20 protein-coding genes are annotated in these 25,000 nt (G+C 66.4%); 13 read left to right on the forward strand and 7 right to left on the reverse strand.

What is annotated here, in order from left to right; translation table 11 throughout:
- Positions 1–2: 2 nt before the first annotated feature.
- Positions 3–1,922 carry a phosphogluconate dehydratase gene (gene edd / locus NX774_RS05310; protein ID WP_258821109.1) on the reverse strand — a complete coding sequence of 640 codons (1,920 nt, stop codon included), beginning with the start codon at positions 1,920–1,922 and terminating at the stop codon, positions 3–5.
- A 306-nt stretch (positions 1,923–2,228) separates the two neighbouring features.
- Here edd and pgi point away from each other — a divergent pair, with 306 nt between their 5' ends.
- Positions 2,229–3,866: a glucose-6-phosphate isomerase gene (gene pgi / locus NX774_RS05315; RefSeq protein WP_258821110.1), complete on the forward strand. Its 1,638-nt coding sequence runs from the start codon at positions 2,229–2,231 to the stop codon at positions 3,864–3,866.
- Between the two features lie 10 nt (positions 3,867–3,876).
- Positions 3,877–4,761, forward strand: a complete 885-nt coding sequence (locus NX774_RS05320) for an SMP-30/gluconolactonase/LRE family protein (protein ID WP_258821111.1) — start codon at positions 3,877–3,879, stop codon at positions 4,759–4,761.
- Here the strand turns inward: NX774_RS05320 and NX774_RS05325 are convergent, their stop codons facing one another.
- Entirely contained in the window at positions 4,762–5,850 is a 1,089-nt protein-coding gene (locus NX774_RS05325; protein ID WP_258821112.1) for a hypothetical protein, read from the reverse strand. It lies immediately after the preceding gene.
- Between the two features lie 2 nt (positions 5,851–5,852).
- The gene (locus tag NX774_RS05330) at positions 5,853–6,590 is read right to left on the reverse strand and encodes a hypothetical protein (protein WP_258821113.1); all 738 of its coding nucleotides are present in this window, start codon (positions 6,588–6,590) and stop codon (positions 5,853–5,855) included.
- A gap of 335 nt (positions 6,591–6,925) precedes the next feature.
- On the opposite strand from NX774_RS05330, the gene zwf reads away from it, so the two are divergent.
- Positions 6,926–8,395 carry a glucose-6-phosphate dehydrogenase gene (zwf, locus tag NX774_RS05335; protein WP_258821114.1) on the forward strand — a complete coding sequence of 490 codons (1,470 nt, stop codon included), beginning with the start codon at positions 6,926–6,928 and terminating at the stop codon, positions 8,393–8,395.
- Positions 8,396–8,411: 16 nt separating this feature from the next.
- Positions 8,412–9,266: an SIS domain-containing protein gene (locus NX774_RS05340; protein ID WP_258821115.1), complete on the forward strand. Its 855-nt coding sequence runs from the start codon at positions 8,412–8,414 to the stop codon at positions 9,264–9,266.
- Between the two features lie 42 nt (positions 9,267–9,308).
- Here NX774_RS05340 and NX774_RS05345 read toward each other — a convergent pair whose 3' ends face one another.
- A complete protein-coding gene (locus NX774_RS05345; RefSeq protein ID WP_258821116.1) occupies positions 9,309–10,142 on the reverse strand; it encodes an aldo/keto reductase in 834 nt (277 codons plus the stop codon).
- 89 nt (positions 10,143–10,231) lie between these two features.
- Between NX774_RS05345 and NX774_RS05350 the strand changes: the two genes are divergently transcribed.
- From NX774_RS05350 to tal, 3 genes are read left to right on the forward strand one after another with little or no spacing between them, the layout of a single operon-like run.
- A complete protein-coding gene (locus tag NX774_RS05350) occupies positions 10,232–10,822 on the forward strand; it encodes a transglutaminase-like domain-containing protein (protein ID WP_258821117.1) in 591 nt (196 codons plus the stop codon).
- Positions 10,823–10,855: 33 nt separating this feature from the next.
- Entirely contained in the window at positions 10,856–11,353 is a 498-nt protein-coding gene (gene msrC, locus NX774_RS05355) for a free L-methionine (R)-S-oxide reductase MsrC (RefSeq protein ID WP_258821118.1), read from the forward strand.
- Between the two features lie 27 nt (positions 11,354–11,380).
- Complete coding sequence (gene tal, locus NX774_RS05360; RefSeq protein WP_258821119.1) at positions 11,381–12,310, forward strand: transaldolase; 930 nt, start codon at positions 11,381–11,383, stop codon at positions 12,308–12,310.
- 101 nt (positions 12,311–12,411) lie between these two features.
- Here tal and NX774_RS05365 read toward each other — a convergent pair whose 3' ends face one another.
- Complete coding sequence (locus NX774_RS05365; protein WP_258821120.1) at positions 12,412–13,014, reverse strand: TetR family transcriptional regulator; 603 nt, start codon at positions 13,012–13,014, stop codon at positions 12,412–12,414.
- A 165-nt stretch (positions 13,015–13,179) separates the two neighbouring features.
- On the opposite strand from NX774_RS05365, the gene NX774_RS05370 reads away from it, so the two are divergent.
- From NX774_RS05370 to NX774_RS05390, 5 genes are all read left to right on the forward strand, one after another.
- A complete protein-coding gene (locus NX774_RS05370; protein ID WP_258821121.1) occupies positions 13,180–14,391 on the forward strand; it encodes an efflux RND transporter periplasmic adaptor subunit in 1,212 nt (403 codons plus the stop codon).
- A gap of 31 nt (positions 14,392–14,422) precedes the next feature.
- Positions 14,423–17,581, forward strand: coding sequence for an efflux RND transporter permease subunit (locus NX774_RS05375; RefSeq protein WP_258821122.1), 3,159 nt, complete (start codon positions 14,423–14,425; stop codon positions 17,579–17,581).
- A complete protein-coding gene (locus tag NX774_RS05380; RefSeq protein ID WP_258821123.1) occupies positions 17,578–19,008 on the forward strand; it encodes an efflux transporter outer membrane subunit in 1,431 nt (476 codons plus the stop codon). Before NX774_RS05375 ends, NX774_RS05380 begins: the two co-directional genes overlap by 4 nt.
- Positions 19,009–19,288: 280 nt before the next feature.
- Positions 19,289–20,086 (forward strand): M28 family peptidase, encoded by a 798-nt coding sequence (locus NX774_RS05385; protein WP_258821124.1) that lies wholly within the window; start codon positions 19,289–19,291, stop codon positions 20,084–20,086.
- A gap of 265 nt (positions 20,087–20,351) precedes the next feature.
- Positions 20,352–22,055 (forward strand): methyl-accepting chemotaxis protein, encoded by a 1,704-nt coding sequence (locus NX774_RS05390; protein WP_258821125.1) that lies wholly within the window; start codon positions 20,352–20,354, stop codon positions 22,053–22,055.
- A gap of 108 nt (positions 22,056–22,163) precedes the next feature.
- Here the strand turns inward: NX774_RS05390 and hemW are convergent, their stop codons facing one another.
- Together hemW and rdgB are read right to left on the reverse strand one after the other, a co-directional pair.
- Entirely contained in the window at positions 22,164–23,396 is a 1,233-nt protein-coding gene (gene hemW / locus NX774_RS05395; RefSeq protein ID WP_258821126.1) for a radical SAM family heme chaperone HemW, read from the reverse strand.
- Positions 23,393–23,977 carry an RdgB/HAM1 family non-canonical purine NTP pyrophosphatase gene (gene rdgB / locus NX774_RS05400; protein WP_258821127.1) on the reverse strand — a complete coding sequence of 195 codons (585 nt, stop codon included), beginning with the start codon at positions 23,975–23,977 and terminating at the stop codon, positions 23,393–23,395. Before rdgB ends, hemW begins: the two co-directional genes overlap by 4 nt.
- A 180-nt stretch (positions 23,978–24,157) precedes the next feature.
- Between rdgB and NX774_RS05405 the strand changes: the two genes are divergently transcribed.
- The gene (locus NX774_RS05405) at positions 24,158–24,904 is read left to right on the forward strand and encodes a CPBP family intramembrane glutamic endopeptidase (protein WP_258821128.1); all 747 of its coding nucleotides are present in this window, start codon (positions 24,158–24,160) and stop codon (positions 24,902–24,904) included.
- Positions 24,905–25,000 lie beyond the last annotated feature (96 nt).

Here is a 25,000-nt window from a genome sequence, read left to right on the forward strand (position 1 = left end):
AGTCATTTGGAGGTCCTGAACAAAAAGTCTTCGTCTGAGCCGGGCATGATCTCGCCGCTGTCGGCCCCTTCATGCAGCGGCACGGTGGTGTCGATGGGCGACGGCAGCGGGAAGGTGCAGGCCCCCTGCTCGGCTTCGCTGACGGCCTGGCGGAACACGGTGAACAGTTCGCGCCCCATGCCGATGTGGCTGGAGCTCAGGTCGGCGCTGGCCTGCTTGCGCGCGGCCCAGACGTCTTCCGGCACCAGCGCTTCGAGCGTGCCGGCCGTGGCATCGACGCGGATGATATCACCATCGCGCACCAGTCCCAGCGGGCCGCCGGCGAGGATCTCGGGCGACACATGGATCGCCGCCGGGACCTTGCCCGAGGCACCGGACATGCGCCCGTCGGTGACCAGCGCCACATGGTGGCCGGCATCCTGCAGGTTCGACAGCGCGGGGGTGAGCGCGTGCAGCTCCGGCATGCCGTTGGCGCGCGGTCCCTGGAACCGGATCACGGCCACGAAATCGCGGTTGAGGTGGCCGGCCTTGTACGCGTGCATGAAGGCGTCCTGCGAATCGAAGGTCAGCGCCGGCGCTTCGACCACGTGGTACTCGGGCTTGACGGCCGAGATCTTCATCACCGCGCGGCCCAGGTTGCCCTGCACTAGCACCAGGCCGCCGTTGGCCTGGAACGGGTTCGAGGCCGGACGCAGCACGCTCTCGTCGCCGCTGTTCGCGGGCAGGTCGCGCCATACCACCTTGCCGTCTTCGCCCAGGAACGGCTCCCTGCAGTGCGCGCGCAGGCCGTGGCCGAGCACCGTGTTCACGTCCTCGTGCGCCAGGCCCGCGTCCAGCAGCTCGCGGATCACGAAGCCGGGACCGCCCGCGGCCTGGAAGTGGTTCACGTCGGCGTCGCCGTTCGGGTAGATGCGGGTCAGGAGCGGCACCACTTTCGACAGCGCGTCGAAGTCGTCCCAGTCGATCACGATGCCGGCCGCGCGCGCGATCGCCACCAGGTGCAGCGTGTGGTTGGTCGAGCCGCCGGTCGCATGCAGCGCGACGATCGCGTTGACGATGCTCTTCTCGTCCACCACCTGCCCCACCGGCATGTAGTGGCCGCCCTGCTGAGAGATCTTCACCGCCTGCTGCGCGGCGGCCGCGGTGAGCGCATCGCGCAGCGGCGTGCCCGGCGTGATGAAGGCGGCGCCCGGCAGGTGCAGGCCCATCATCTCCATCAGCATCTGGTTGCTGTTGGCGGTGCCGTAGAAGGTGCAGGTACCCGAGCCGTGGTACGACTGCGACTCGCACTCGAGCAGCTCCTCGCGCGTGGCCTTGCCCTGCGCGTAGCGCTGGCGCACCGCAGCCTTTTCCTTGTTCGACAGGCCGGTAGTCATCGGCCCGCCCGGCACGAACACGGCCGGGATATGCCCGAAGTGCAGCGCGCCGATCAACAGGCCCGGCACGATCTTGTCGCAGATGCCCAGGTACAGGCCGGCGTCGAACATGTTGTGCGACATCGCCACCGCGGCTGCCATCGCGATGGTGTCGCGCGAGAACAGCGACAGCTCCATGCCCGGCTGGCCCTGCGTGACGCCGTCGCACATGGCCGGCACGCCGCCCGCGAACTGGGCCACGGCGCCGATCTCGCGCACCGCTTCCTTGATCACGCGCGGGAAGTATTCGAACGGCTGGTGCGCCGACAGCATGTCGTTGTACGACGAGACGATTGCCACCGACGGCTGCTTCTGCTCGCGCAGCTTGAGCTTGTCGTTGGCCGGGAACGCGGCAAAGCCGTGGGCCAGGTTGGTGCACGACAGCGCACCGCGCTGCACGCCCTTCACGCGCGCTGCCTCCAGATGCGCCAGATAAGCACGCCGCGATGCGCGGCTGCGCTGGATGATACGCTGGGTGACCTGTTCGACTACTGGGTGCAGCGCCATGATGGGTTCCTTGAGTGTGGGATTACTGAAATTTTACTACACTTTTTTGCGAATATGGATTTTCAAACGCTGGCTGGACGCGTGGGCAGGAGACCTGCCCACCCTACCGTCAAGCAGCTGCCGGCGATACTTGCGACGGGCGCGCAGAGCTATCGCGTAGGGTGGGCAGCTGCGCTGCCCACGCGTTCAGGCAACGCAAGCCAGACCGCAATACAGGCATGCACGAACAAAGTGTAGTGAATTTACGCGCAATTCCTGTATGATTCGCTAATCTGCACTTCATGACAACATATTTTTGCCAACGCCATGTCCGAGCCTTCCCTGACCAGCAGCGCCAGCTTCCAGGCCCTCGAAACCCACGCCATCGAAGCTGAAGACTGGCAGATGGGCAGCCTGTTCGCTGCCGATCCGCAGCGCTTCGAACGCATGTCGCTGGAGGCCGCCGGCCTGTTCCTAGACTATTCAAAAAATCGGGTGGACGGGCGCACGCTTGAACTGCTGGTCGGGCTGGCGCGCGAGCGCGGCGTGGAGCAGCGCCGCGACGCCATGTTCGCCGGCGAAAAGATCAACAACACCGAAAACCGCGCGGTGCTGCACACTGCGCTGCGCGCGCCGCGCGACGCGAAGCTGGTCGTGGACGGCCAGGACGTGATCGCCGACGTGCACGCGGTGCTCGACCGGATCAAGGCCTTCACCAACGCCGTGCGCGGCGGCGAATGGCTCGGCCACACCGGCAAGCCGATCACCGACGTGGTCAACATCGGCATCGGCGGCTCGGACCTGGGGCCCAAGATGGCATGCCTTGCACTGCGCCCGTTCGCCCATCCGCGCCTGGCCATGCACTTCGTCTCCAACGTGGACGGGCATGACATCGACGCCGCACTCGAGAAGCTGGCCCCGGAAACCACGCTGTTCATCGTCGCGTCCAAGACCTTCACCACCGCCGAGACCATGATGAACGCGCAGACCGCGCGCCGCTGGTTCGTCGAGCGCGCACCGGAAAGCGCGCTGCCGCGCCACTTCGTCGCCGTCTCGACCAATACCGAGGCCGTGAAAGCGTTCGGCATCGACCCGGCCAACATGTTCCCGTTCTGGGACTGGGTGGGCGGGCGCTACTCGGTGTGGTCGGCGATCGGCCTGCCGGTCGCGCTGTGCGTGGGCTTTGGCTACTTCAGCGACTTCCTGGCCGGCGCGCACGCGATGGACGAGCACTTTCGCAGCGCCCCGCTCGAAGAGAACATGCCGGTGCTGCTTGGCCTGATCGGTTTCTGGAATCGCCAGTTCCTCGGCTGCCCGTCGGTCACCATTGCGCCCTACCACCAGGACCTGGCGCGTTTTCCGGCCTACCTGCAGCAGCTTGAGATGGAGAGCAACGGCAAGCGCGTCACGCGCGATGGCGAGCCGGTGGACACGCCGACCTGCCCGGCGATCTGGGGCGAGCCCGGCACCAACGGCCAGCACGCCTATTTCCAGATGCTGCACCAGGGAACGGACGTGACGCCGATCGACTTCATCGCCGCGCTCTCCCCGTCGCACGAACTGCACCATCACCACACTGCCCTGCTGGCCAACTGCTTTGCCCAGTCCGAAGCCTTCATGAAGGGAAAAACGCCGGACGAGGTGCGCCGCGACCTGCAAGGCCTGCCGCTGGCCGAGATCGAACGGCTGGTGCCGCACAAGACCTTTCCCGGCAACCGGCCCAGCAACACGATCCTGATGGAGTACCTGAATCCAGCCTCGCTCGGCGCACTGATCGCGCTGTACGAGCACAAGACTTTTGTGCAGGGCGTGCTGTGGGGCGTGAACAGTTTCGACCAGTGGGGCGTCGAGCTGGGCAAGGTGCTGGCCAAGAAAATCGAGGCCGAGCTGGCGGGCGAACCGCAGCCGGCGCTGCACGACAGCTCGACCAATGGCCTGATCGCGCGCGCCCGCGCCGCCATCTGAGGAGGCGCGCATGGACGATATCCGCGTCGCGTTCGACCAGCCGATGCAGGTGGGCGAGTGCCCGCTGTGGCACCACGGCGAAAGCAGGCTGTATTGGGTCGACATCGACGGCCGCGCGGTGCACCGGCTCGATCCGGCCAGCGGTGCGCACATGTCGTGGAAGATGGACAGCGAACCGTCGGCGCTTGCGATCCATGAGCGCGGAGGGCTGGTTGTCGCGCTGCGTGCGGGCCTGGTCCACCTGGATTCCGTAAGCGGCGCGGTCACGCCAATCGCGCCCGCCCCTTACGAGACGGCGAAGATGCGCTTTAACGATGGCCGGGTCGATCCCGCAGGCCGGTTCTGGATCGGCGGACGCGACGAACAAGGCGAAGCCGCCGCCATGTACGTGCTCGAACGCGGGCGCTTGCGCCAGCAGTGGCCCGGCACGATGAAGAATTCGAACGGGCTGGGTTTCTCGCCCGATGGCCGCCACATGTACCACACCGACACCGCGACGCACCGCATCGATCGCTACGATTTCGATCCGGCCACAGGCATCGCGTCCAACAAGCAGGTATTCCACCAGTTCGCCACCAACAAGGGCGCGCCGGACTACGGCGGACGCCCGGACGGCGCGGCGGTGGACAGCGAAGGCAACTACTGGTGCGCCATGTTCGAAGGCGCCCGCGTACTGTGCTTCGCCCCCGGCGGCAAGCTGCTGCGCGAAGTGAAGCTGCCGCTGCGCTGCCCGACCATGATCGCATTCGGCGGTGGTGACCTGAAGACGCTCTACATCACCAGCGCCAGCCATCATCGGCCGGCCGAAGAACGTGCACAGTACCCGCTGACCGGCCGCCTGCTCGCGCTGCGCGTGGACGTTCCCGGCAAAGCTGAACCGGCCTACCTGCCCTGATCAGGATTCGGCACGCCTGATCGCCAGCCGCGGGTGGTCCGGGTCGCGCAGGTCCAGCGAGAACGCATAGGCCCCCGGCTGGTCCACATCCAGCACCAGCCGCTCGCCGTGATACTTGAGCGCCAGGTCTGCGCCTGGCGACACCACCAGATCGCGCGGCGCGCCGCCAAAGGCCAGCCAACCATCGCCCGACTCGAGGCGGAACTTCCACTTGCCGCGCTTGAGGTCGACCACGGCGCTGTATCGGTTTTTCTCCTGCTCGCGGAACGGCGCGCCCTCCTTCCAGTTGTCCGCCGAGGTCATCAACGCTATCGGCCTGGTGGCGAGGAACTGCTGTTTGCGCTCCATGCTCGCTTGCGACCAGAACTCGAACTCAATCAGGGCGTCATCGGACAACGACTTGTCGGACACCGGCGCGAACAGCTTGTAACCGTCGGAACGGAACGGCTGGCGTACACCGTGATCGACGATCGCTGCACTCAACGGCCAATCCCCCAGGAAGGCGGCGACCTTGATGCGCTTTGACGAACACCAGTCACCGCCGAGGAAAACCGTGTTGAAGAAGGCGCGCTGGGCGAAGCCGATCTCCTTCTTGGCGACCGCGATCTTCACCTCGCACTCCAGGCGCAGGTCGCCCAGGCGGCGCACATTCGGCGCCAGGCCTGGTGTGCGCACCTGCGCGTCGTAGCCCACCGTGGACTTTTTCTGGTTCAGGACAAGGTCTGCGTCATCGTCATACGCTGCCTGGCTGCGCGGCAGCACGAATGTGCCATCGACCGCGACCGGCACCGGGAGCGAATGCTCGTTGCCGGCCAGCCGCAAGGTGACACCATCCCAGCGCTCCTGTTCGCCGAACACCGCGTTGCGTCGCCAGAACCGCCCGCGCAGCTCGGCCTTCGGCGCGAGGCTGCGATGCTCGTCAAACGCGTCCAGAGCGGCCCACAGGGTGCGGTAAGGCTTGAGATCGGCATTGCGCATGCCTTCAACCGTCACCTCGGCGACCTGTTCCGGTTCCTGCGCCACAGCCGCGCACGCGGACAGGGCCGCCAGCACCACGCAAGACAAGGCCAATGTTCGCGATGTCGACATGGTCAAGCCTTCGGCGCGAAACTGTAGGTGTTGTGGTACTGGGTGCTGCTGCCCAGGCCCTTCGCCGTGCCCTGCTCGTCACGCTTGAGCACCACCAGGCGATTGGCCACCACGCTGAACACGAAGTCCTCCCTGGCCTGCTGCTCGAACGACAGGAACACCATGACCTTGGCGCGCCGCCGGTGCGTGATGCTGGCCGCCAGCGGCACATTGTCCGCCCCCAGCCAGACCTGCGCGATGTGGGTGCTCTCCTTCATCTTGATCTGCTCCTCGTCAGGGCCGCGCTCCACCAGCGCCAGCTCCAGCACACGCACCGGCTTGCCCTGGTAGGTGTCGGCGCGCTCCGACTTCAACTGGGCGCCATCGAGGGCGCGCACGAAGGCAGGCGCGTAGTTGACCAGGTTGGCGATGCGCAGCGCGGACGAGGTGCCGACCAGCGTGGACAGCGCTTCGTTGCGCCTGGCCCCATTCGGCGGGCTGGCCTCGTCGGCGGCGCGCTTGAGCGTGGCGCGGTCCCAGCGGATCTGCAGGGTGCCCGGCTCCTCTTCCACTTGCGCCGAGGCGTGCGCGTCTTGCGGCGGCTTCTTGCCGTCGAGGTCGCGCTCGGACTGCTTCGCCTCGAACGTGCCGCGCAGTGTTCCCTGGCCTTGCAAGGTCACGAGGCCAGCGCGCAGGTCGTCCAGCCCGTTGGCCCAGGCGGCATTGGCAAGCAACAGTGCAAGCAGCGCGGCATACCTCATCTGGGATCCCTTCGTAAGTGTTGGTTAATCTGGCGCGCCAACTATACCGGACGCGCCGATGAACGGTTGATGAGTTTGTAATGGGTTGTTTCGGGCATATGCACGGCATGGCTCAATGTCGCGCGCAGTGAGCGCCATATTCAATTTATTGCCGCAACCAACCGCACACGTCCCGCCAGTCGCCTTGATCGCGCTTCGCGCGACCTCTGCTCAATCGATATGGCACCATAGCCAGTCAGATTCCCACCCAGCCGTAGTAAATTTTCTTGCAAACTCCATATTTGCGTAGTAAATTTACATGTATGCGTCCACTCCCACTTTGCGATCGACTACCCATGGCTCTCAACGATTTCGACCTCGTTCTGTTCGGCGGCAGCGGCGACCTTGCAATGCGCAAGCTGCTGCCCGCGATGTACGCGCGCGACTACTGCAAGGACCTGCCGGAGACGGCCCGCATCATCTGCGTGGGCCGCGCCGAATGGTCGCAGGAGCACTTCCTGCAAACGGTGGAAACGAGCTCGAAGCCGCACATCAAGGAGACCCCGACCGACGAGCACTGGGAGCGCTTCCTGCAGCGCCTGGTGTACGTGTCGGTCAACGCGACCGACGTGGCCAGCTATGGCGCCTTGGTTGAGGCGCTGCGCCGCGACCCGGCGATCACGCGTGTGTACTACCTTGCCACCCCGCCCTCGCTGTTCGCCCAGATCTGCGACAACCTGAAGGCGACGGGGCTGGCCACGCCGAACTCGCGCGTGGTGCTGGAAAAGCCGCTCGGCCGCGACCTCGCGTCGGCCAAGCGCATCAACGCCGAAGTGGGCAAGGTCTTTGCCGAGCAGCAGATCTACCGGATCGACCACTACCTGGGCAAGGAAACGGTGCAGAACCTGCTGGCCCTGCGCTTCGGGAACATCCTGTTCGAGCCGCTGTGGCGCCGCGAATGGATCAGCGACGTGCAGATCACCATCGCCGAAAAGATCGGCGTGGGCAACCGCCTGGGCTACTACGACACCTCGGGCGCGCTGCGCGACATGCTGCAGAACCACCTGCTGCAGCTGCTGTGTATCGTCGCCATGGAGCCGCCGACCTCGATCTCGCCGGACGCGGTGCGCGACTCCAAGCTGCAGGTGCTGCGCTCGCTCAAGCGCTTCACCCCGACCACGCTTGCGCAGAACATCGTGCGCGGCCAGTACCGCGGCGGCTACGTCGACGGCAAGGCGGTGCCGGGCTACCGCGAGGAGCCGGACGCGCCCAAGCATTCCAAGACCGAGACCTTCGTCGCCCTCAAGGCCGAAATCGACACCTGGCGCTGGGCCGGCGTGCCGTTCTACCTGCGCACCGGCAAGCGCATGGCCGACCGCCTGGCCGAGATCGTGGTGCGCTTCAAGCAGATCCCGCATTCGATCTTCCACCAGCCCACGTCCACCTTCCAGCCCAACAGCCTGGTCATTCGCCTGCAGCCGGACGAAGGCCTGTCGCTGAACCTGATGGCCAAGACGCCGGGCGACAGCATGCGCCTGAAGCAGGCCGAGCTCGAGCTGGACTTCCGCGAGCAGTTCAAGGCCCCGCGCATGGAAGCCTACGAGCGCCTGCTGCTGGACGTGCTGCGCGGCCAGCTCACGCTGTTCATGCGCGGCGACGAACTGGAAGCGGCATGGGAATGGGTCGAGCCGATCCTCAACCACTGGGAACAGGACGACAACTCGCCCCTGCCCTATGCGTCCGGCACCTGGGGCCCGGCCGCATCGTCCGCGCTGATCGGGCGCGACGGCCTGCAGTGGCGCGAAGAAGCGCTGCCGGAAGACTAAGGGCGAGGAACAGACCGTGCTGCTCGATTCAATCCGCACCCAGCTCGACTCGCTGTCGCGCTCCGAACGCAAGGTGGCGCTGGCGGTGCTGGACAATCCAGCCGCCACCGTCAGCCAGAACATCACCGCGCTGGCCAAGAGCGCGCAGGTGTCCGAGCCGACCGTGGTGCGCTTTTGCCGCACCCTCGGCTACGAAGGCTGGCATGAGTTCAAGCTCAAGCTGGCGCAGGGGCTCGCGCTCGCGCTGCCCGGCGCCACCGACCAGCCGGCGCAGGACGACCTTGCGTCCGACCTCGTCAACAAGATCTGCAGCCGCTCGATCAACACCCTGCTCGACCTGCGCAACAACCTGAACCCCGAGACCATCCAGAAAGCGCTCGACATCCTCTCGCGCGCCAACAAGATCGAGTTCTACGGCCAGGGCACGTCGGGCTTCGTCGCGGCCGATGCGCAGCACAAGTTCTTCCGCTCGGGCGTGCCGACGGTGGCCTATACCGACCCCGCGATCCACTCGATCGCCGCGGCGCTGGTGCACGAGGGCGACGCGGTGGTGGCGATTTCGCAGCGCGGCAACAACCCGGCGCTGGTGCGCTCGGCCAAGCTGGCGCGCCGCGCCGGGGCGGACGTGATCGTGCTGGCGCCCTCGGGCACGCCGCTGGCGGACATGGCCACGGTACTCATCCCGATCGACCTCGTGTTTGCGATCGACCCCTACACGCCGATCTCGGCGCGCCTTGCTTACCTGGTCGTGATCGACGTGCTGGCCGTGGGCCTGGCCCTGCAGCGCGGACCCGAATTCCGCAAGAAGATGCAGAACGCCCAGAAGGCGCTGCAGGAATTCGACATGCAGTTCGATTCCTTCATCGGATAGCCCGCCACATCTGCGTGCGCCGGTGCAGTCCTGCGCCCGCGGCTAAATCATCTCCAGCGGCACCTTGCGGCGCGGCGGAGGAAACGCCCGGTCAAGCGCTTGCATGTCGATCGGGGACAGGCGCAGGTCGAGCGCCGCGCGTGCCTGCTTGACGTAGTGCGGCGTGCCGGCCTTCGGTATCGCGATCACCTGTTCATCGCGCAGGACCCAGGCAAGGGTGATCTGCGCCGGCGTCGTCGAATATTCGTCCGCCAGCCGCAGCACCTCGGCCTCGCGCAACAGCACGCCCTGCTCCAGCGGCGAATACGCCATCACCGGCATCGCATGCCGCCTGCTCCACGGCAGCAGGTCGAACTCGATCCCGCGCCGCATCAGGTTGTAGAGCACCTGGTTGGCCTGGGCGTTGCGCCCGCCCGGCAAGGCCAGCAGTTCCTCCATGTCGTCGGTATCGAAATTGCTCACGCCCCAGTGGCGGATCTTGCCGTCGCTGGCCAGGCGCTCCAGCGCATCGACGGTCTCGGCCAATGGCACGCCCCCGCGCCAGTGCAGCAGGTACAGGTCGATGTAGTCGGTCGCCATGCGCTTGAGGCTCGCCTCGCATGCCGCGATCGTTCCCTTGCGCGAGGCATGTTGCGGAAGCACCTTGCTGACGATGAACGCTTCCTGCCGGCGTCCTGCGAGCGCCTCCCCAACCAGCTCCTCGGCCGCGCCGTCGCCGTACATCTCGGCGGTATCGATCAGGGTCATCCCGTTGTCGAGTGCGCAGACCAGGGCGTCAAGCTCGTGGCGGCGCCTTTCCGGCTGCTCGCCCATGCGCCAGGTGCCGATGCCTAACACCGGCACGTCCACGCCTGCGGGAAGTTTCGTGGTACGCATATCCGCTCCTTTACTCATCAGATAGCCTGCCCCGGCAAGCCGGCGCCTGCGTGATAAAGTGATGCTTTATTGACCATCAAGCGTAGCACATGCGCCCTTACCTTTCCTCGAGCAAGTACATCGACTTCGACAACCCGGAAGTGCTGTCGGTTGCCCGTCGCCTGAAGGCCTCTGCCGGCTCCGAATCCGACCTCGTGCGCCTGTGCTTCGAGTTCGTCCGGGACGAGATCGAGCACAGCGTCGATTTCAAGCGCAATCCCGTGACCTGCAAAGCGTCCGATGTGTTGCGGTTCCGGACCGGCTACTGCTATGCAAAAAGCCATTTGCTCGCGGCTTTGCTCAGGGCGAACGGCGTTCCGGCAGGCCTCTGCTACCAGCGTCTTTCGACGGGGTCCAGCAGCGCACCGTACTGCCTGCATGGCCTGAACGCCGTGTACCTCAAGGAGCATGGCTGGTACCGGCTCGACGCGCGCGGCAACAAGCCCGGCGTGGATGCCCGGTTTACGCCTCCGCGCGAGGCCCTCGCCTTTTCGATCAACGAGCCGCAGGAACGGGACCTGCCCGAAATCTGGGCCGAGCCGCTTCCGGTCGTGGTCGAGGTTCTCGCGCGCTACGACACCTTTGACCAGGTGCTCGCCAACCTGCCGGACGTCGAGCTTGCGGAGCTGCCTGTAAAATAGCGTGTTTTACAAGCGCTCGTCCGACATCCGAACATGCACATCTCCCCAGAACGCAGTACCCGCCCCGATTACGACCTGCTGGTACGCCAGGTCACCAGCGTCCTTGAAGGCGAGACCTCGCTGGTCGCCAACGCCTCGCAGTTTTCCGCGCTCGTCTACGACACCCTGGCGGACCTGAACTGGGCCGGCTTCTACCTGACCGTGCCGGGCAAGAACGGCCGCGAGCAGGACCTGCTGGTCGGCCCGTTCCAGGGCAAGCCGGCGTGCGCCCGCATCCCGTTCGGGCGCGGCGTGTGCGGCACCGCGGCGGCCGAGCGGCGCACCATCGTCGTGGCGGACGTGCATGCCTTCCCCGGCCACATCGCCTGCGACTCGGCATCCAACGCCGAGATCGTGATCCCGCTGGTCAAGAACGGCAAGGTGATCGGCGTGTTCGACATCGACAGCCCGAGCCTGAACCGCTTTACCGAAGAAGACCGCGCCGGCCTGGAAGCGATGCTTAAGGCCTTCCTCGACGCGACCGATTGCTGATCCGACCATCCCTACCAGAACACGCACATGAACCAGCTCGAACAACTGAAGCAGTACACCACCGTCGTCGCCGACACCGGCGACTTCCAGTCGATCAAGGCCTACGCGCCGCAGGACGCGACCACCAACCCGTCGCTGATCCTGAAGGCGGTGCAAAAGCCGGAGTACCGCCCGCTGCTCGAAAAAACCATCGCCGACTTCCCGAAAGCCTCGACCGGCGAGATCATCGACCGCCTGCTGATCGCGTTCGGCACCGAGATCCTCAAGTACGTGCCGGGCCGCGTCTCCACCGAGATCGACGCCGCGCTGTCGTTCGATACCGAAGCGACGGTCGCCAAGGGCCGCGAGCTGATCGCGCTGTATGAAGAAGCGGGCATCGACCGCAAGCGCGTGCTGATCAAGATCGCATCGACCTGGGAAGGCATCCGCGCGGCCGAGATCCTGGAGCGCGAAGGCATCCGCTGCAACCTGACGCTGCTGTTCTCGCTGTGCCAGGCGATCGCCTGTGCCCAGGCCAATGTGCAGCTGATCTCGCCGTTCGTCGGCCGCATCTACGACTGGTACAAGAAGTCGACCGGCATCGACTACCAGGGCGCGGACGACCCGGGCGTGCAATCGGTCAAGCGCATCTACCAGTACTACCGCAAGTTCGGCTACAAGACCGAAGTGATGGGCGCGAGCTTCCGCAACACCTCGCAGATCCTGGAACTGGCCGGCTGCGACCTGCTGACCATCTCGCCGGACCTGCTGCAAAAGCTGGCCGATGCGAGCGGCACGGTCGAGCGCAAGCTGAGCCCGGACGCGGGCGCGGCGATCGAGAAGATCGCCATGGACGAGAAGACCTTCCGCTTCATGCTCAACGAAGACGCGATGGCGACCGAAAAGCTGGCCGAAGGCATCCGTGCGTTCTGCGCCGACTCGGGCAAGCTCAAGCAGATGATCGAATCGATGCGCTAAGCCCGCCGCGCATCATGTAGGGTGGGCTCTCGAGCCCACGCGGGCACACGGTGCGTGTCGATGCGCGTGGGCTCAAGAGCCCACCCTACGCTCCCTGTATCTCAACGCCGCAAGCCGTTAATCTGCGCATCCACCGCCTGCGTGCCCACCTCGACCAAATCGAACGCCTGCTCGAACAGCCAGCTGCGGATCAAGCCCTCCGCCAGCGACCACATGGTCAGCGCCACGGCGCGCGGCACCACCCCCTCGCGCAACTCGCCGCGCTCGGCCGCGCACTTGATGCGCTCTTCCGAACGCTCCATCCACGTCTGCAGGCACTGGTGCCGGCGAACGCGCGCAGCCTCCAGCTCGCCGACGAATTCCATCTTCAGCGCCGCGATCTCGAACACGCGCCGGGCGCGCTCATCCTGCACCGTCTTGCGCAGGCCGGCCAGCATGTACTCGCGCAAATCGCGCAGCGGGTCTTCGGTATCCAGCTGGACCAGAGCCGACTCGAGCGGCATGATCACGCGCTCCAGCATCGCGTTGAACAGGGCCACTTTGTCGTCGAAGTGCCAGTAAATGGCCCCGCGCGTCACGCCGGCGGCCGTTGCGATATGCTGCAAGGTCGTGCGCGACACGCCATGTTCCGCAAACAACTGCTCTGCAGCATCCAAAATGCGGTCACGGGTGGCCGCCGCCTCTTCCTTGGTCTTGCGGGCCATGCCTACTCCGCGGTTTTTGGTTGGTTGAAAACATTAAACATACATCCGTGATAGTATCTCCAAAATTTCGTAAAAGCCAGTGACGACGCCGTAGCGGAGCAAGGATCGTTCCGCCGGGGTGGTTTTGTTGCTGATGTCCACAAAGAAGAGAAGGAAGCACAAGGAATGCGTTCTGCAAACTCCTCCCACCTGTCCCTGACCCGGATTGCCGTGAGCACCCTGGCGGCGCTGACCCTGCTGTCGGCCTGCGGCCCGAAAGAAGCGGCGCCCGGCGCCCCCGGCGGCAAGATGCCGCCGCCCGAAGTCGGCATCATCACCACCAAGTTCCAGCCGGTCGCGCTGCAGACCGAACTGCCGGCGCGCGTGGACGCGTTCCGCGTGGCCCAGGTGCGCGCGCGCGTGAACGGCGTGGTGCTCAAGCGCCTGTTCACCGAGGGCAGCGAAGTCAAGCAGGGCCAGTCGCTGTTCCAGATCGACCCGCAGCCGTACGAGGCCCAAGTCAACTCGGCCAAGGCCGCGCTGGGCAAGGCCGAGGCCGCACTGGCATCGGCCACCGCCCAGGCCGAGCGCTACAAGCCGCTGGTGGCCGCCGAGGCCGTGAGCAAGCAGGAGTACACCAACGCCGTGGCCGCCCAAAAGCAGGCCGAGTCGGACGTGAACTCGGCCAAGGCGGCCTTGCGCATCGCCCAGATCAATTATGACTATGCCAACGTCTATGCGCCGATCGCGGGCCGCATCGGCCGCGCCATGGTCACCGAGGGCGCGCTCGTGTCCGCCACCGAGGCAACCCAGCTGGCCACCATCCAGCAGCTGGACAAGGTGTACCTGAACATCACCCAGTCGGCCTCCGAGCTGCAGCGCCTGCGCCGCCAGGCCGGCGAGAAGAACGTCTCGTCCGGCATGCCGGTGACCGTGGTGCTGGATGACGGCAGCACGCTGCCGCACCAGGGCCGCCTGCTGTTCTCCGACGTCACCGTGGACCAGGGCACCGGCCAGCTGACCCTGCGCGCCGAAATGCCGAACCCGGACCGTTCGCTGCTGCCGGGCCAGTACGTGCGCGTGCGCGTGGCCCAGGCCGAGCTGCCTAACGGCATCCTGGTGCCGCAGCAAGCCGTCACCCGCGGCGGCGCCCAGGGCGACAGCCTGATGGTGATCGGCGCCGACAACAAGCCGGCCCCGCGCGTGGTCAAAATCGCGTCCCAGCAGGGCAGCGACTGGGTCGTCACCGACGGCCTGAAGGCCGGCGAGCAGGTGATGGTCGATGGTTTCCAGAAAATCGCGATGCTGCCCCCGGGCACGCCGGTCAAGCCGGTGCCGTGGACGCCCGCAGCCGAAGGCGCAGCCGCCAAGGCGTCGGGACCGGCCGCGAGCCGCTAATCGCAGCAACGGATAGAAACAGGATTTTCCAATGGCACGTTTTTTTATTGACCGCCCCATCTTTGCCTGGGTGATCGCCCTGTTCATCATGGTGCTGGGCGGCGTCGCGATCAAGCAATTGCCGATCGCGCAATACCCGACCGTGGCGCCGCCGACCATCGTGGTCTCGGTGGCCTACCCGGGCGCTTCGGCCCAGACCCTCGAAGACTCGGTGATTTCCGTCATCGAGCGCGAGATGAACGGCTCGCCCGGCATGGTGTACATGGAATCGACCAGCCAGGCCAACGGCACCGGCTCGATCACCATCAGCTTCGAGACCGGCACCAACCCCGACCTGGCCCAGGTGGACGTCCAGAACCGCCTGTCGCGCGCCACCCCGCGCCTGCCGCAGGCGGTGGTCCAGCAGGGCGTGCGCGTGGACAAGGCGCGCTCCAACTTCCTGCTGTTTACCATCCTCTCGTCGGACGACCCCAACTGGGATCCGATCGCGCTCGGCGACTATGCCTCGCGCAACGTGCTGCCTGAAATCCAGCGGATCGACGGCGTGGGCCAGGCCCAGCTGTTTGGTACCGAGAAGGCGATGCGGATCTGGATCGACCCGGCCAAGCTGGTCGGCTTCAACCTGTCGCCCAACGACGTGAACAACGCGATCCGCCAGCAGAACGCCCAGGTCGCGTCCGGCACGATCGGCGACCTGCCCCTCGCCGCCGGCCAGCAGATCACGGCCACCGTGGTGGTCACCGGCCAGCTGTCGACCATCGAGCAGTTCGGCAACATCGTGCTGCGCGCCAACCCGGACGGCTCGACCGTGCGGCTGAAGGACGTGGCCCGCATCGAGATCGGCGGCCAGAGCTACGCCACCAGCGCGCGCCTGAACGGGCGCTCGTCCACCGGCATCGGCGTGCAGCTGTCGCCGACCGGTAACGCGCTCCAGACCGGCAACCTGATCAAGGCCCGCATGCAGGAATTGTCCAAGTACTTCCCGAAAGGCATGAAGTACTCGATTCCTTACGACAGCACCAAGTTCATCGACATCTCGATCAAGCAAGTGGTGGAAACCCTGGTCGAGGCCGTGTTCCTGGTGTTCCTGGTGATGTACCTGTTCCTGCAGAACATCCGCTACACCCTGATCCCGACCATCGTGGTGCCGGTCGCCCTGCTCGGCTCGTTCGCGACCCTGCTCGCGCTCGGCTTCTCGATCAACGTGCTGACCATGTTCGGCATGGTGCTGGTGATCGGTATCGTGGTGGACGACGCCATCGTGGTGGTCGAGAACGTCGAGCGCATCATGAGCGAGGAAGGCTTGCCGCCGCTCTTGGCCACGCGCAAGGCGATGGGCCAGATTTCCGGCGCCATCATCGGCGTGACCGTGGTGCTGATCTCGGTGTTCGTGCCGCTGGCGTTCTTCGCCGGCGCGGTCGGCAACATCTACCGCCAGTTCTCGGCGGTGATGGTGTCCTCGATCGCGTTCTCGGCCTTCATGGCGCTGTCGCTCACGCCGGCCCTGTGCGCCCACCTGCTCAAACCCGTGGAAGCGGGCCACCACATCGAAAAGCGCGGCTTCTTCGGCTGGTTCAACCGCAGCTTTGCGCGCGGCGCCCGCGACTATGAAAGCCTGGTCGCGCGCATCCTGCGCCGCACCGGCCGCGCCATGGTGGTGTTCGGCGTCGTTGCCGCCGTGGTCGCGCTGATCTTCACCCGCATGCCCAACTCGTTCCTGCCGAACGAGGACCAGGGCTACATCATCGCCAACATCCAGCTGCCGCCGGGCGCAACCGCGGAGCGTACCCGCGCCGTGCTGAACCAGGCCGAGGACTTCATCCTCAAGCAGCCGGAGGTGTCGGACATGGTGGCCGTGACCGGCTTCTCGTTCTCCGGCCAGGGCCAGAACATGGGCCTGGGCTTCATCATCCTGAAGCCGTGGGAAGAGCGCAAAGGCGCCGGCCACAGCGCGCAAGACCTGGCCGGCCGCATCACCGGCCGCCTGATGGGCCTGCGCGACGCCTTCATCTTCGCGATCAGCCCGCCGCCGATTCCCGAGCTGGGCCGCGGCGCCGGCTTCTCGTTCCGCCTGCAGGACCGCGGCGGCGCCGGCCACAACGCCCTGCTTGCCGCGCGCAACCAGCTGCTGGGCATGGCGATGAAGAGCCCGGTGCTGACCGGCATCCGTCCGGAAGGCCTGGAAGACGCACCGCAGCTGTCGCTCGATATCGACCGCGACAAGGCGCAGGCGCTGGGCGTGACCTTTGACGCGATCAACACCGCGATCTCGACCACGTTGGGCTCGGCCTACATCAACGACTTCCCGAACGCCGGCCGCCTGCAACGCGTGGTGGTGCAGGCAGACGCGCCGTCGCGCATGCAGCCGGGAGACCTGCTCAAGATCAACGCGCTCAACACCAAGGGCCAGCCGGTGCCGCTGTCGGCCTTCGCGACCACGCACTGGGTCACCGGCCCGATGCAGACCGTGCGCTACAACGGCTACCCGGCCATGAGCATCACTGGCGAACCGGCCCCGGGCCACTCGTCGGGCGAGGCGCTGGCCGAAATGGAGCGCCTGGCGGGCCAGCTGCCGGCCGGCTTTGCGTTCGAATGGACCGGCCAGTCGCGCGAGGAGATCCTCGCCGGCTCGACCGTGTTCATCCTGATCGGCTTCTCGCTGCTGGCCGTGTTCCTGGCCCTGGCGGCGCTGTATGAAAGCTGGTCGATCCCGGTGTCGGTGCTGCTGGTGGTGCCGCTGGGCGTGCTGGGCGCGCTGCTGGCGGCCACCATGCGCGGCCTGCCCAACGACGTGTACTTCAAGGTGGGCCTGATCACGATCATCGGCCTGGGCGCGAAGAACGCGGTCTTGATCATCGAGTTCGCAAAAGACCTGCAGGCGCAGGGCATGTCGGTGGTGGAAGCGGCGATCAAGGCCTGCCACCTGCGCTTCCGCCCGATCCTGATGACGTCGATGGCCTTCATCCTGGGCGTGCTGCCGCTGGTGATCGCCGGCGGCGCGGGCGCGGCCTCGCAGCGCGCGATCGGCACCGGCGTGATGGGCGGCATGCTGGCCGCCACCGCGCTCGGCGTGTTCTTCGTGCCGGTGTTCTTCGTCGTGATCCGCAGCATTTTCAAGGGCAGCGAGCGCCAGCGCAAAATGTATGCGCACGAACAGGAAGCCGCGGCCCAAATCGAGGAAAAAATATGATTGGAAAAATCAAACTCTTCGCCACGCCGCTGGCCCTGGCCATGGCGCTGGCCGGCTGCGTGAACCTGGCGCCCAAGTATGAGCGCCCGGCGGCGCCGGTGGCCACCAGCTTCCCGACCGTCGGCGGCACCAACGCCAGCGGCAACCCGGTGGCGGCCCAGGCGCCGGCCACGATCGCCTGGCAGCAGTTCTTTACCGATGCGCGCCTGCAGCAGCTGATTAACATCGCGCTGACCAACAACCGCGACCTGCGCATCTCGATCGCCAACATCGAGCAGGTGCGCGCGCAGTACCAGATCACGCGTTCGCAGCAGTTCCCGGCGCTGTCGGCGGCCTTCAACGGCAACCGCCAGAGCACCCAGGTCAACGGTGTGGACACGATCACGAGCGTGTACCAGGCCGGCATCGGCGTGTCCGCCTTCGAGCTCGACCTGTTCGGGCGCGTGCGCAACCTGTCGCAGGCGGCGCTGGCGCAGTTCCTGGCCACCGAGGAAGCGCGCAAGTCGGCGCAGATCAGCCTGATCGCCTCGGTCGCCAACGCCTACCTGCTGGCCCTGGCCGACGACGAGCAGCTCGCCCTCACCCGCGACACACTCAAGACCCGCGAAGAGTCGCTGCGCCTGATCCGCCTGCGCTTCGAGAACGGCGTGGCCTCGCGCATCGACCTGGACTCGGCACAGTCGCTGGTGGACAACGCGCGCTTCGTGCTGCAGCAGCAGCTGCGCCAGCGCGCGCAGGACGACAACCTGCTCACGCTCCTGATCGGCCAGCCGATCCCGGGCGCGCTGCCGGCCGGCAGCACGCTGGCCGCGACCAACCTGCCCGACCTGCCGGCCGGGCTGCCGTCGGACCTGCTGGCCGAGCGCCCGGACATCCGCGCCGCCGAGCAGCAGCTGATCGCCGCCAACGCCAACATCGGCGCGGCGCGCGCGGCCTACTTCCCGCGCATCGCCTTGACCGCGAACGGCGGCAGCGCCAGCACGCAATTGTCGAACCTGTTCTCCAGCGGCTCGTATGGCTGGCAGTTCCAGCAGAACATCACGATGCCGATCTTCGACTTCGGCCGCACCCGTGCCGGCGTGGACTCGGCCAAGGCCGGGCGCGACATCGCGGTGGCGCAGTACGAGCGCTCGATCCAGACCGCGTTCCGCGAGGTGTCCGACGCGCTGGCCGGCCAGGCCACGTTCGCCGAGCAGCTGCGCGCGGCGCGCAGTTCGGCCGACACCGAGGCCAACCGCTTCAGCCTGGTCAACCAGCGCTACCGCACCGGCACCGCCAGCTACCTCGACCTGCTGGACGCGCAGCGTTCGCTGTTCCAGGCCCAGCTGACGGCAGTGCAGGCCAACCTGGCACGGCTGCAGAACCAGGTCACGCTGTACCGCGTGCTCGGTGGCGGCTGGAGCGGCACCGCAGCGCCCGGCGCGTAAGTTCCAGATCTCACCTTCTGCAAGGGTTCCCGCGAAAGCCGGAACCCTTTTTCATTTGTCGTCGCACGTATCGCAGGGTGGGCTCCTGAGCCCCCGCGTTGCTCACGCGCCGCGTACGTCGGCGTGGGCTCGAGAGCCAACCCTACGCGCCCTTGGCCGTTCCCGTGCGCTCGCCCCCCTGATTGGCTTCGTGTTCACAATCCCGCCCGCCGCGGCGAACTTGGATGCGCCTGCCGTGTCTACCAGTTGAGCGGCGCCCCTTTCGCGCCGGCAGACTGCCATGCGAACCTTTCTTGCCACACACTGGAAATCCATTGTCGCGCTCGTCATCCTCGTGCTGCTGGCGGTGATCACGATGAGCCCCGGCGCCGCCACGCCCGGGCTGGCCGCGCGCCTGCGCACCAACGTCGAGTCGATCGCGTCCAGCGAACACAACCCGGCTACGCACGCCGCCCGCTATATCGAGGACACGCTGGCGCAGCAAGGCTACCGGGTGCGCCGGCAGGAATACCTGGCGGACCGCGTCGTGGTGCGCAACATCGAGGTCTCACTGGCCAACGTCGCGGCCGGCGCGCGCCCGGACCGCATCTTCATCATCGGTGCGCACTACAGCCCGACGCCGGGTGCCGGCGACAACGGCAGCGGCGCGGCCGCCGTGCTGGAACTGGCACGGCTGCTCAGGGCCGCGCACCCGCGCCAGGGCACCGAAGTCAGGTTCACGTTTCTCGTCAACGAGGGACCGCCCGGCCCGGCCGGTCACGACCCGGCCCCCGGCAACTTTATCGCCTTCGTCGGCACGCGTGCCTGGGCGCAGGTCGTCGCGCAGGCGCTGGCAGCATTTCGTGCCGGCCCCGACCTCCCGGCCCAGGGATTGGCCGCACCAGCTTACGTGCAGGGCCTCACCCTGTCCGGCCCTGGCTACCCGGCCCTGATGCTCACCGACACCGCTTTCTTGCGCTCCCCCTACGACGACACGGCATCGGACACCACCGACAAGCTCAACTACACATCGATGGCGCGCGTCGTGGCCGGGCTGTCGCACGCCATCGCAACCCTGGCTGGAACGACCTCGGGGTGAAGCTGGACCACCTCGGTGTTGTAGAAATTTCCCATCGGGAACTACTTATGCACACGGCGTAATGACTCAGGCATAATCAGACGCAGCAACGTCCATACAAGGAGAGCCAGCTGCCCCGGCCGGTCTGCTGCCTCTCTCCCACTCCAAGGCGACGGCGTCAAGCCCCAGGCAACATTTTTTGCCCAAATGCAACACTCTGCACCATGATCGAGCGGGATCGGTCATAATCGTCTCAACGTCGATTCATCTATATCAACTATATTAAATGAGACAATATTTCCAGAACCTGCAGATCGGGACCCGCCTCGCCCTTGGCTTTGCCCTCATTCTTGGACTGTCGATCGTCTCGACCACCTACGCCTTGCTCAACGCGCGCAGCAGCGTGGCCTCGATGCGCCAGATGATGGCCGACCCGATCGTGACCGAACGGCTCGCGGCCGATATGAAGACCCTCATCATGAGCGGCGTGTGGCGCACCGCGATGGTGGCGGGCAGCACCGACACCAACCTCGGCGTGACCTTCGCCAAGGCGATTGCCGACGGCGCGCGCGATGGCAGCGCGGTGATGAAGAAGATCCAGAGCCGGCTCGTGACCGACGAAGAAAAATCCGTGTTCGCCGCACTCAACGAGACGCGCAACAAGTACCAGGCCGCCAAGAACGCCGTGATCGACGCCAAGAAGGCCGGCAAGCTCGAGGAAGCCGACCGCCTCTACAAGGAAGTGTTCACGCCCGCCACCGACGCCTACAAGGCGGGCGTCGAAGAAATGCTCAAGCTGGAGCGCCGCATCAGCGACGACATGGCCGACCGCATTGAAGCGGCAACCGAACGCGACACCATGCTGTGCATCCTGCTCGGCGCGCTGATGCTGGCGTTCGGTGGCGTGTGCGCCTTCTTGCTGGCGCGCTCGATCACCCGTCCGCTGGCCTCGGCCGTGAAGGTGTCGCAGGCGGTGGCCAGCGGCGACCTGACCACCGTGTTCACGGCCCAGCCCAAGGACGAGGTGGGCGACCTGATGCGCGCGCTGCAGCAGATGAACGACGGCCTGGCCAAGCTGGTGGGCGAGGTCCAGGCGGGCACCCACGCCATCGCGGGCGCATCGGGCGAAATCGCCAGCGGCAACCTCGACCTGTCGGCGCGCACCGAGCAGCAGGCCAGCGCGCTGGAAGAGACGGCATCGTCGATGGAAGAGCTGACCGCAACCGTGCGCCACAACGCCGACAACGCCGGCCAGGCCAACCAGTTGGCCCAGGCGGCATCGACGGTGGCCGGCCGTGGCGGCGAGATCGTCGGCAAGGTGGTCGACACGATGGGCTCGATCGACGCCTCCTCGCGCAAGATCGTGGACATCATCGGCGTCATCGATGGCATCGCCTTCCAGACCAATATCCTGGCGCTCAATGCCGCCGTGGAAGCGGCGCGCGCGGGCGAGCAGGGTCGCGGCTTCGCGGTGGTGGCCTCGGAGGTGCGCAACCTGGCACAGCGTTCCGCGGCAGCGGCCAAGGAGATCAAGACCCTGATCGGCGACTCGGTCGAGCAGGTGAACCAGGGCACGGAACTGGTGCAGCGCGCCGGTGCGACGATCAAGGAAGTGGTGGACAGCGTGGCGCGCGTGACCGACATCATGGCCGAGATCACGGCGGCCAGCCGCGAGCAAAGCGCCGGCATCGACCAGGTGAATGAAGCGATCACGCACATGGACCGCGCAACGCAGGAAAATGCGGCGCTGGTCGAGGAAGCCGCCGCGGCGGCGGCCAGCATGCAGGAGCAGTCGGCACGGCTGGCCGCGGCGGCGAGCCGCTTCCGGCTGGGGGCGGGACAAAGCGTGCCCGCGCCGGTTGCCCCGCGCGCGGTGGCAAAGACCGCGCCGCCAACCAGGCGCATCGCGCAGAAAGCCACTGCCGCCAAGCGCCCGGCACGGCGCGAGCCCGAGCTGGCGGCAGCTGGCGGCGAATGGGAACAGTTCTGATTCACGCCGTCGTAGGGTGGGCAGGTCTTCCTGCCCACGCGTTCAGCCAGTGCATGCGTGATCTGGACGCGTGGGCGGGAAACCCGCCCACCCTACGCACCCCGGGCCTCACGCGGCCAGGAACATCTCCTGCAAGTCATTGAGGAACCGCTGCCCCAGCTCGGTGGGCCGGATCACCTTGTGGTCGCGGTACAGCAGCCCTTTCGCCTCCGCCTCGTTCAGCTGCCTGTCGATCGCGTTGATGCCCATCCCCGTGCGCTCGCCAAACAGGTTCGGATCGAAGCCTTCCGTGAGCCGCAGCGCATTGAGCATGAACTCGAAGCCCATGTCGGCCCGCGCGATCTCGTGCTCTTCCGCCACCGGGTTGCCCGCGCGCGCCGCTTCCATGTATGAAGCAGGCTGCTTGAAGCGCGCCTGCCGCAGCACCCGGTGCGGGAACGACAGCTTCGAGTGCGCACCCGCGCCGATGCCCAGGTAGTCCCCGAACTGCCAGTAATTCAGGTTGTGGCGCGCACGCCGTCCCGGCTGCGCATAGGCCGACACCTCGTAATGATCGTAACCGGCGCCCGCGGTCGCCTCAAGAATCATATCCTGCATGTCCGCGCTCTCGTCCTCGCCCGGCAGCTGCGGCGGGTACTTGGCGAACACCGTGTTCGGTTCCATCGTCAGGTGATACATCGACAGGTGCGGCGGCGCGAACGACAGCGCCGTTTGCAGGTCGCGCCTTGCCTCGTCCAGCGTTTGCGACGGCAGCGCGAACATCAGGTCCAGGTTGAAGTTGTCGAAGTTCGCCTGCGCGATCTCGACCGCGCGGCGCGCCTCGCGCTCGTCGTGGATGCGTCCCAGCGCCTTCAGGTGCGCCCCGTTGAAGCTCTGGATACCGATCGAGAGCCGGTTCACGCCGCTCTCGCGGTACGAGCGGAACTTCTCGGCCTCGAAGGTGCCCGGGTTGGCCTCCATCGTGATCTCCGCGTCCAGCTCCAGCGGCAGCAGCGTGCGCACGTCCGACAGCAGCCGGTCCAGACCCGCCGCCGACATCAGGCTGGGCGTGCCGCCGCCGATGAAGATCGTACGAATCGGCCGGCCCCAGATCATCGGCAGGGACTGCTCCAGGTCCAGCCGCAGCGCGTCCAGGTAGTCCTGTTCCGGCAGCGCGCCTTTGGCCTCGTGCGAGTTGAAGTCGCAGTACGGGCACTTGCGCACGCACCACGGGAAGTGGATGTACAGCGACAGCGGCGGCAGCGCCTGCAGGTTGAGCGCGCCGGGCTTCAGGTACTGGAGGGCGGCGGTGGCCGGCGAGCGTGGCTCGCTGCGCGCATCGACCGGTTTAATCGGGATCATTTCAGCTTCTCGACCAGCGCGCGCAGCGCCTGGCCGCGGTGCGACATGGCGTTCTTCGTTTCCGGCGCCAGCTCGGCAACGGTCTTGCCCAGCGACGGCACCAGGAAATACGGGTCGTAGCCAAAGCCGCCGTCGCCACGCGGCGTATCGACCATCTCGCCGCGCCACATGCCATCGGCGATCACCGGCTGCGGGTCGTCGGCATGGCGCACGTAGACCAGCACGCAGTAGTAATACGCCGTTTTGTCGGCATGCGCCGCCAGTTCCGCCACCAGCTTTTCGTTGTTGCGGGCATCCGATTTCGGCTCGCCGGCGTAGCGCGCGGAATACACGCCGGGCGCGCCGCCGAGCGCGTTCACGCACACGCCCGAATCGTCGGCCAGCGCGGGCAGCCCGGTCAGGCGCGCGGCATGACGCGCCTTGGCCAGCGCGTTCTCGACGAAGGTCGCGTACGGCTCTTCCGCCTCGGGCACGTTGAACTCGCCCTGCGGGTGCAGCTCGAAGCCGATCGGCGCGAGCAGCTGGGCGAATTCCTTGAGTTTACCGGCGTTGTTGGAGGCGAGGACGAGGCGTTGGGTCATGGCGGCAGGAGCGAAATCGGGCAAACCGGTATTGTACCGCCGCCGCGCGGCGCTCGCCTCGCGCGCCGGGTATTGACCGCTTATCCCTGAAATCGTGCAGTTCGTCGCACTCCCTTGGCCGGCGCTGCGCGGCGTCGTTACAGTGGCGCCAGTTCAACAACAACCAGATCGGAAAACGACATGTCCCTCCGCGAATTCGCCAACAAGCGCCCTGTGCTCACCGCCGTGCTGTGCGCCGGCTTCCAGTTTGCCCTCACGGTCGCGATTTTGAAGACCGGCATGGCGCTGGCGCCGGCCAGCTTCGGCAAGGTCAAGATGGTCGCCTTCGCATCGACCATCCTGCTGCCGCTCCTGCTGACCCACCTGTTCGGGATGCGGCGCGAGGTGCGCCTTGGATTCAGCAACCTCAAGCCCAGCCCGTTCTACCTGGCGTGCCTGGTGCCGGTGCTCATGTTCGCCTCGATGGGTGTGCACGCCCGCGAAGGGAGCAGCGTCGGCGACGACCTGGTGATGCAGCTCTTTAACGCGTTCGGCGAGGAGCTGCTGTTTCGCGGCGTGATCTTCGTGATCCTGCTCAGCCTTCCGCAATGGCAGGCGATCCTCATCAACGGCGTGCTGTTCGGGTCCATGCACCTGATTCACGGCTTCATGGACGGGAACTGGGCGAACGCATTCGTGTGGGCATTCATGTCGACCGGCGCCGGCCTGATGTTCACCGCGGCGCGCTACCGCGCCAACAGTCTGTGGCTGCTCGTGCTGCTGCACATGATCGTGAACCTGGCGAGCATGTACTCGAATGTCGAGCACCTGGCCGGGCCGGCCGTGAATACGATGGTCCAGCACGCGGTCAAGGTGGTGGAGTATGGGCTGGGGCTGTATGTGATGGTGGCGAGCCTGCTGCGCCGGCCTTTGGCCCACGCCTCCTGAGACGTCGTTCCCGCGCAGGCGGGAACCCATGGACAGCTGGGCAGGCCGCAAGATCGCCGCGAGCAGTTCGAGCTCAGCATGGGTCCCCGCCTGCGC

Source organism: Massilia agilis, from assembly GCF_024756255.1.
Taxonomy (GTDB): Bacteria; Pseudomonadota; Gammaproteobacteria; order Burkholderiales; family Burkholderiaceae_D; genus Telluria; species Telluria agilis.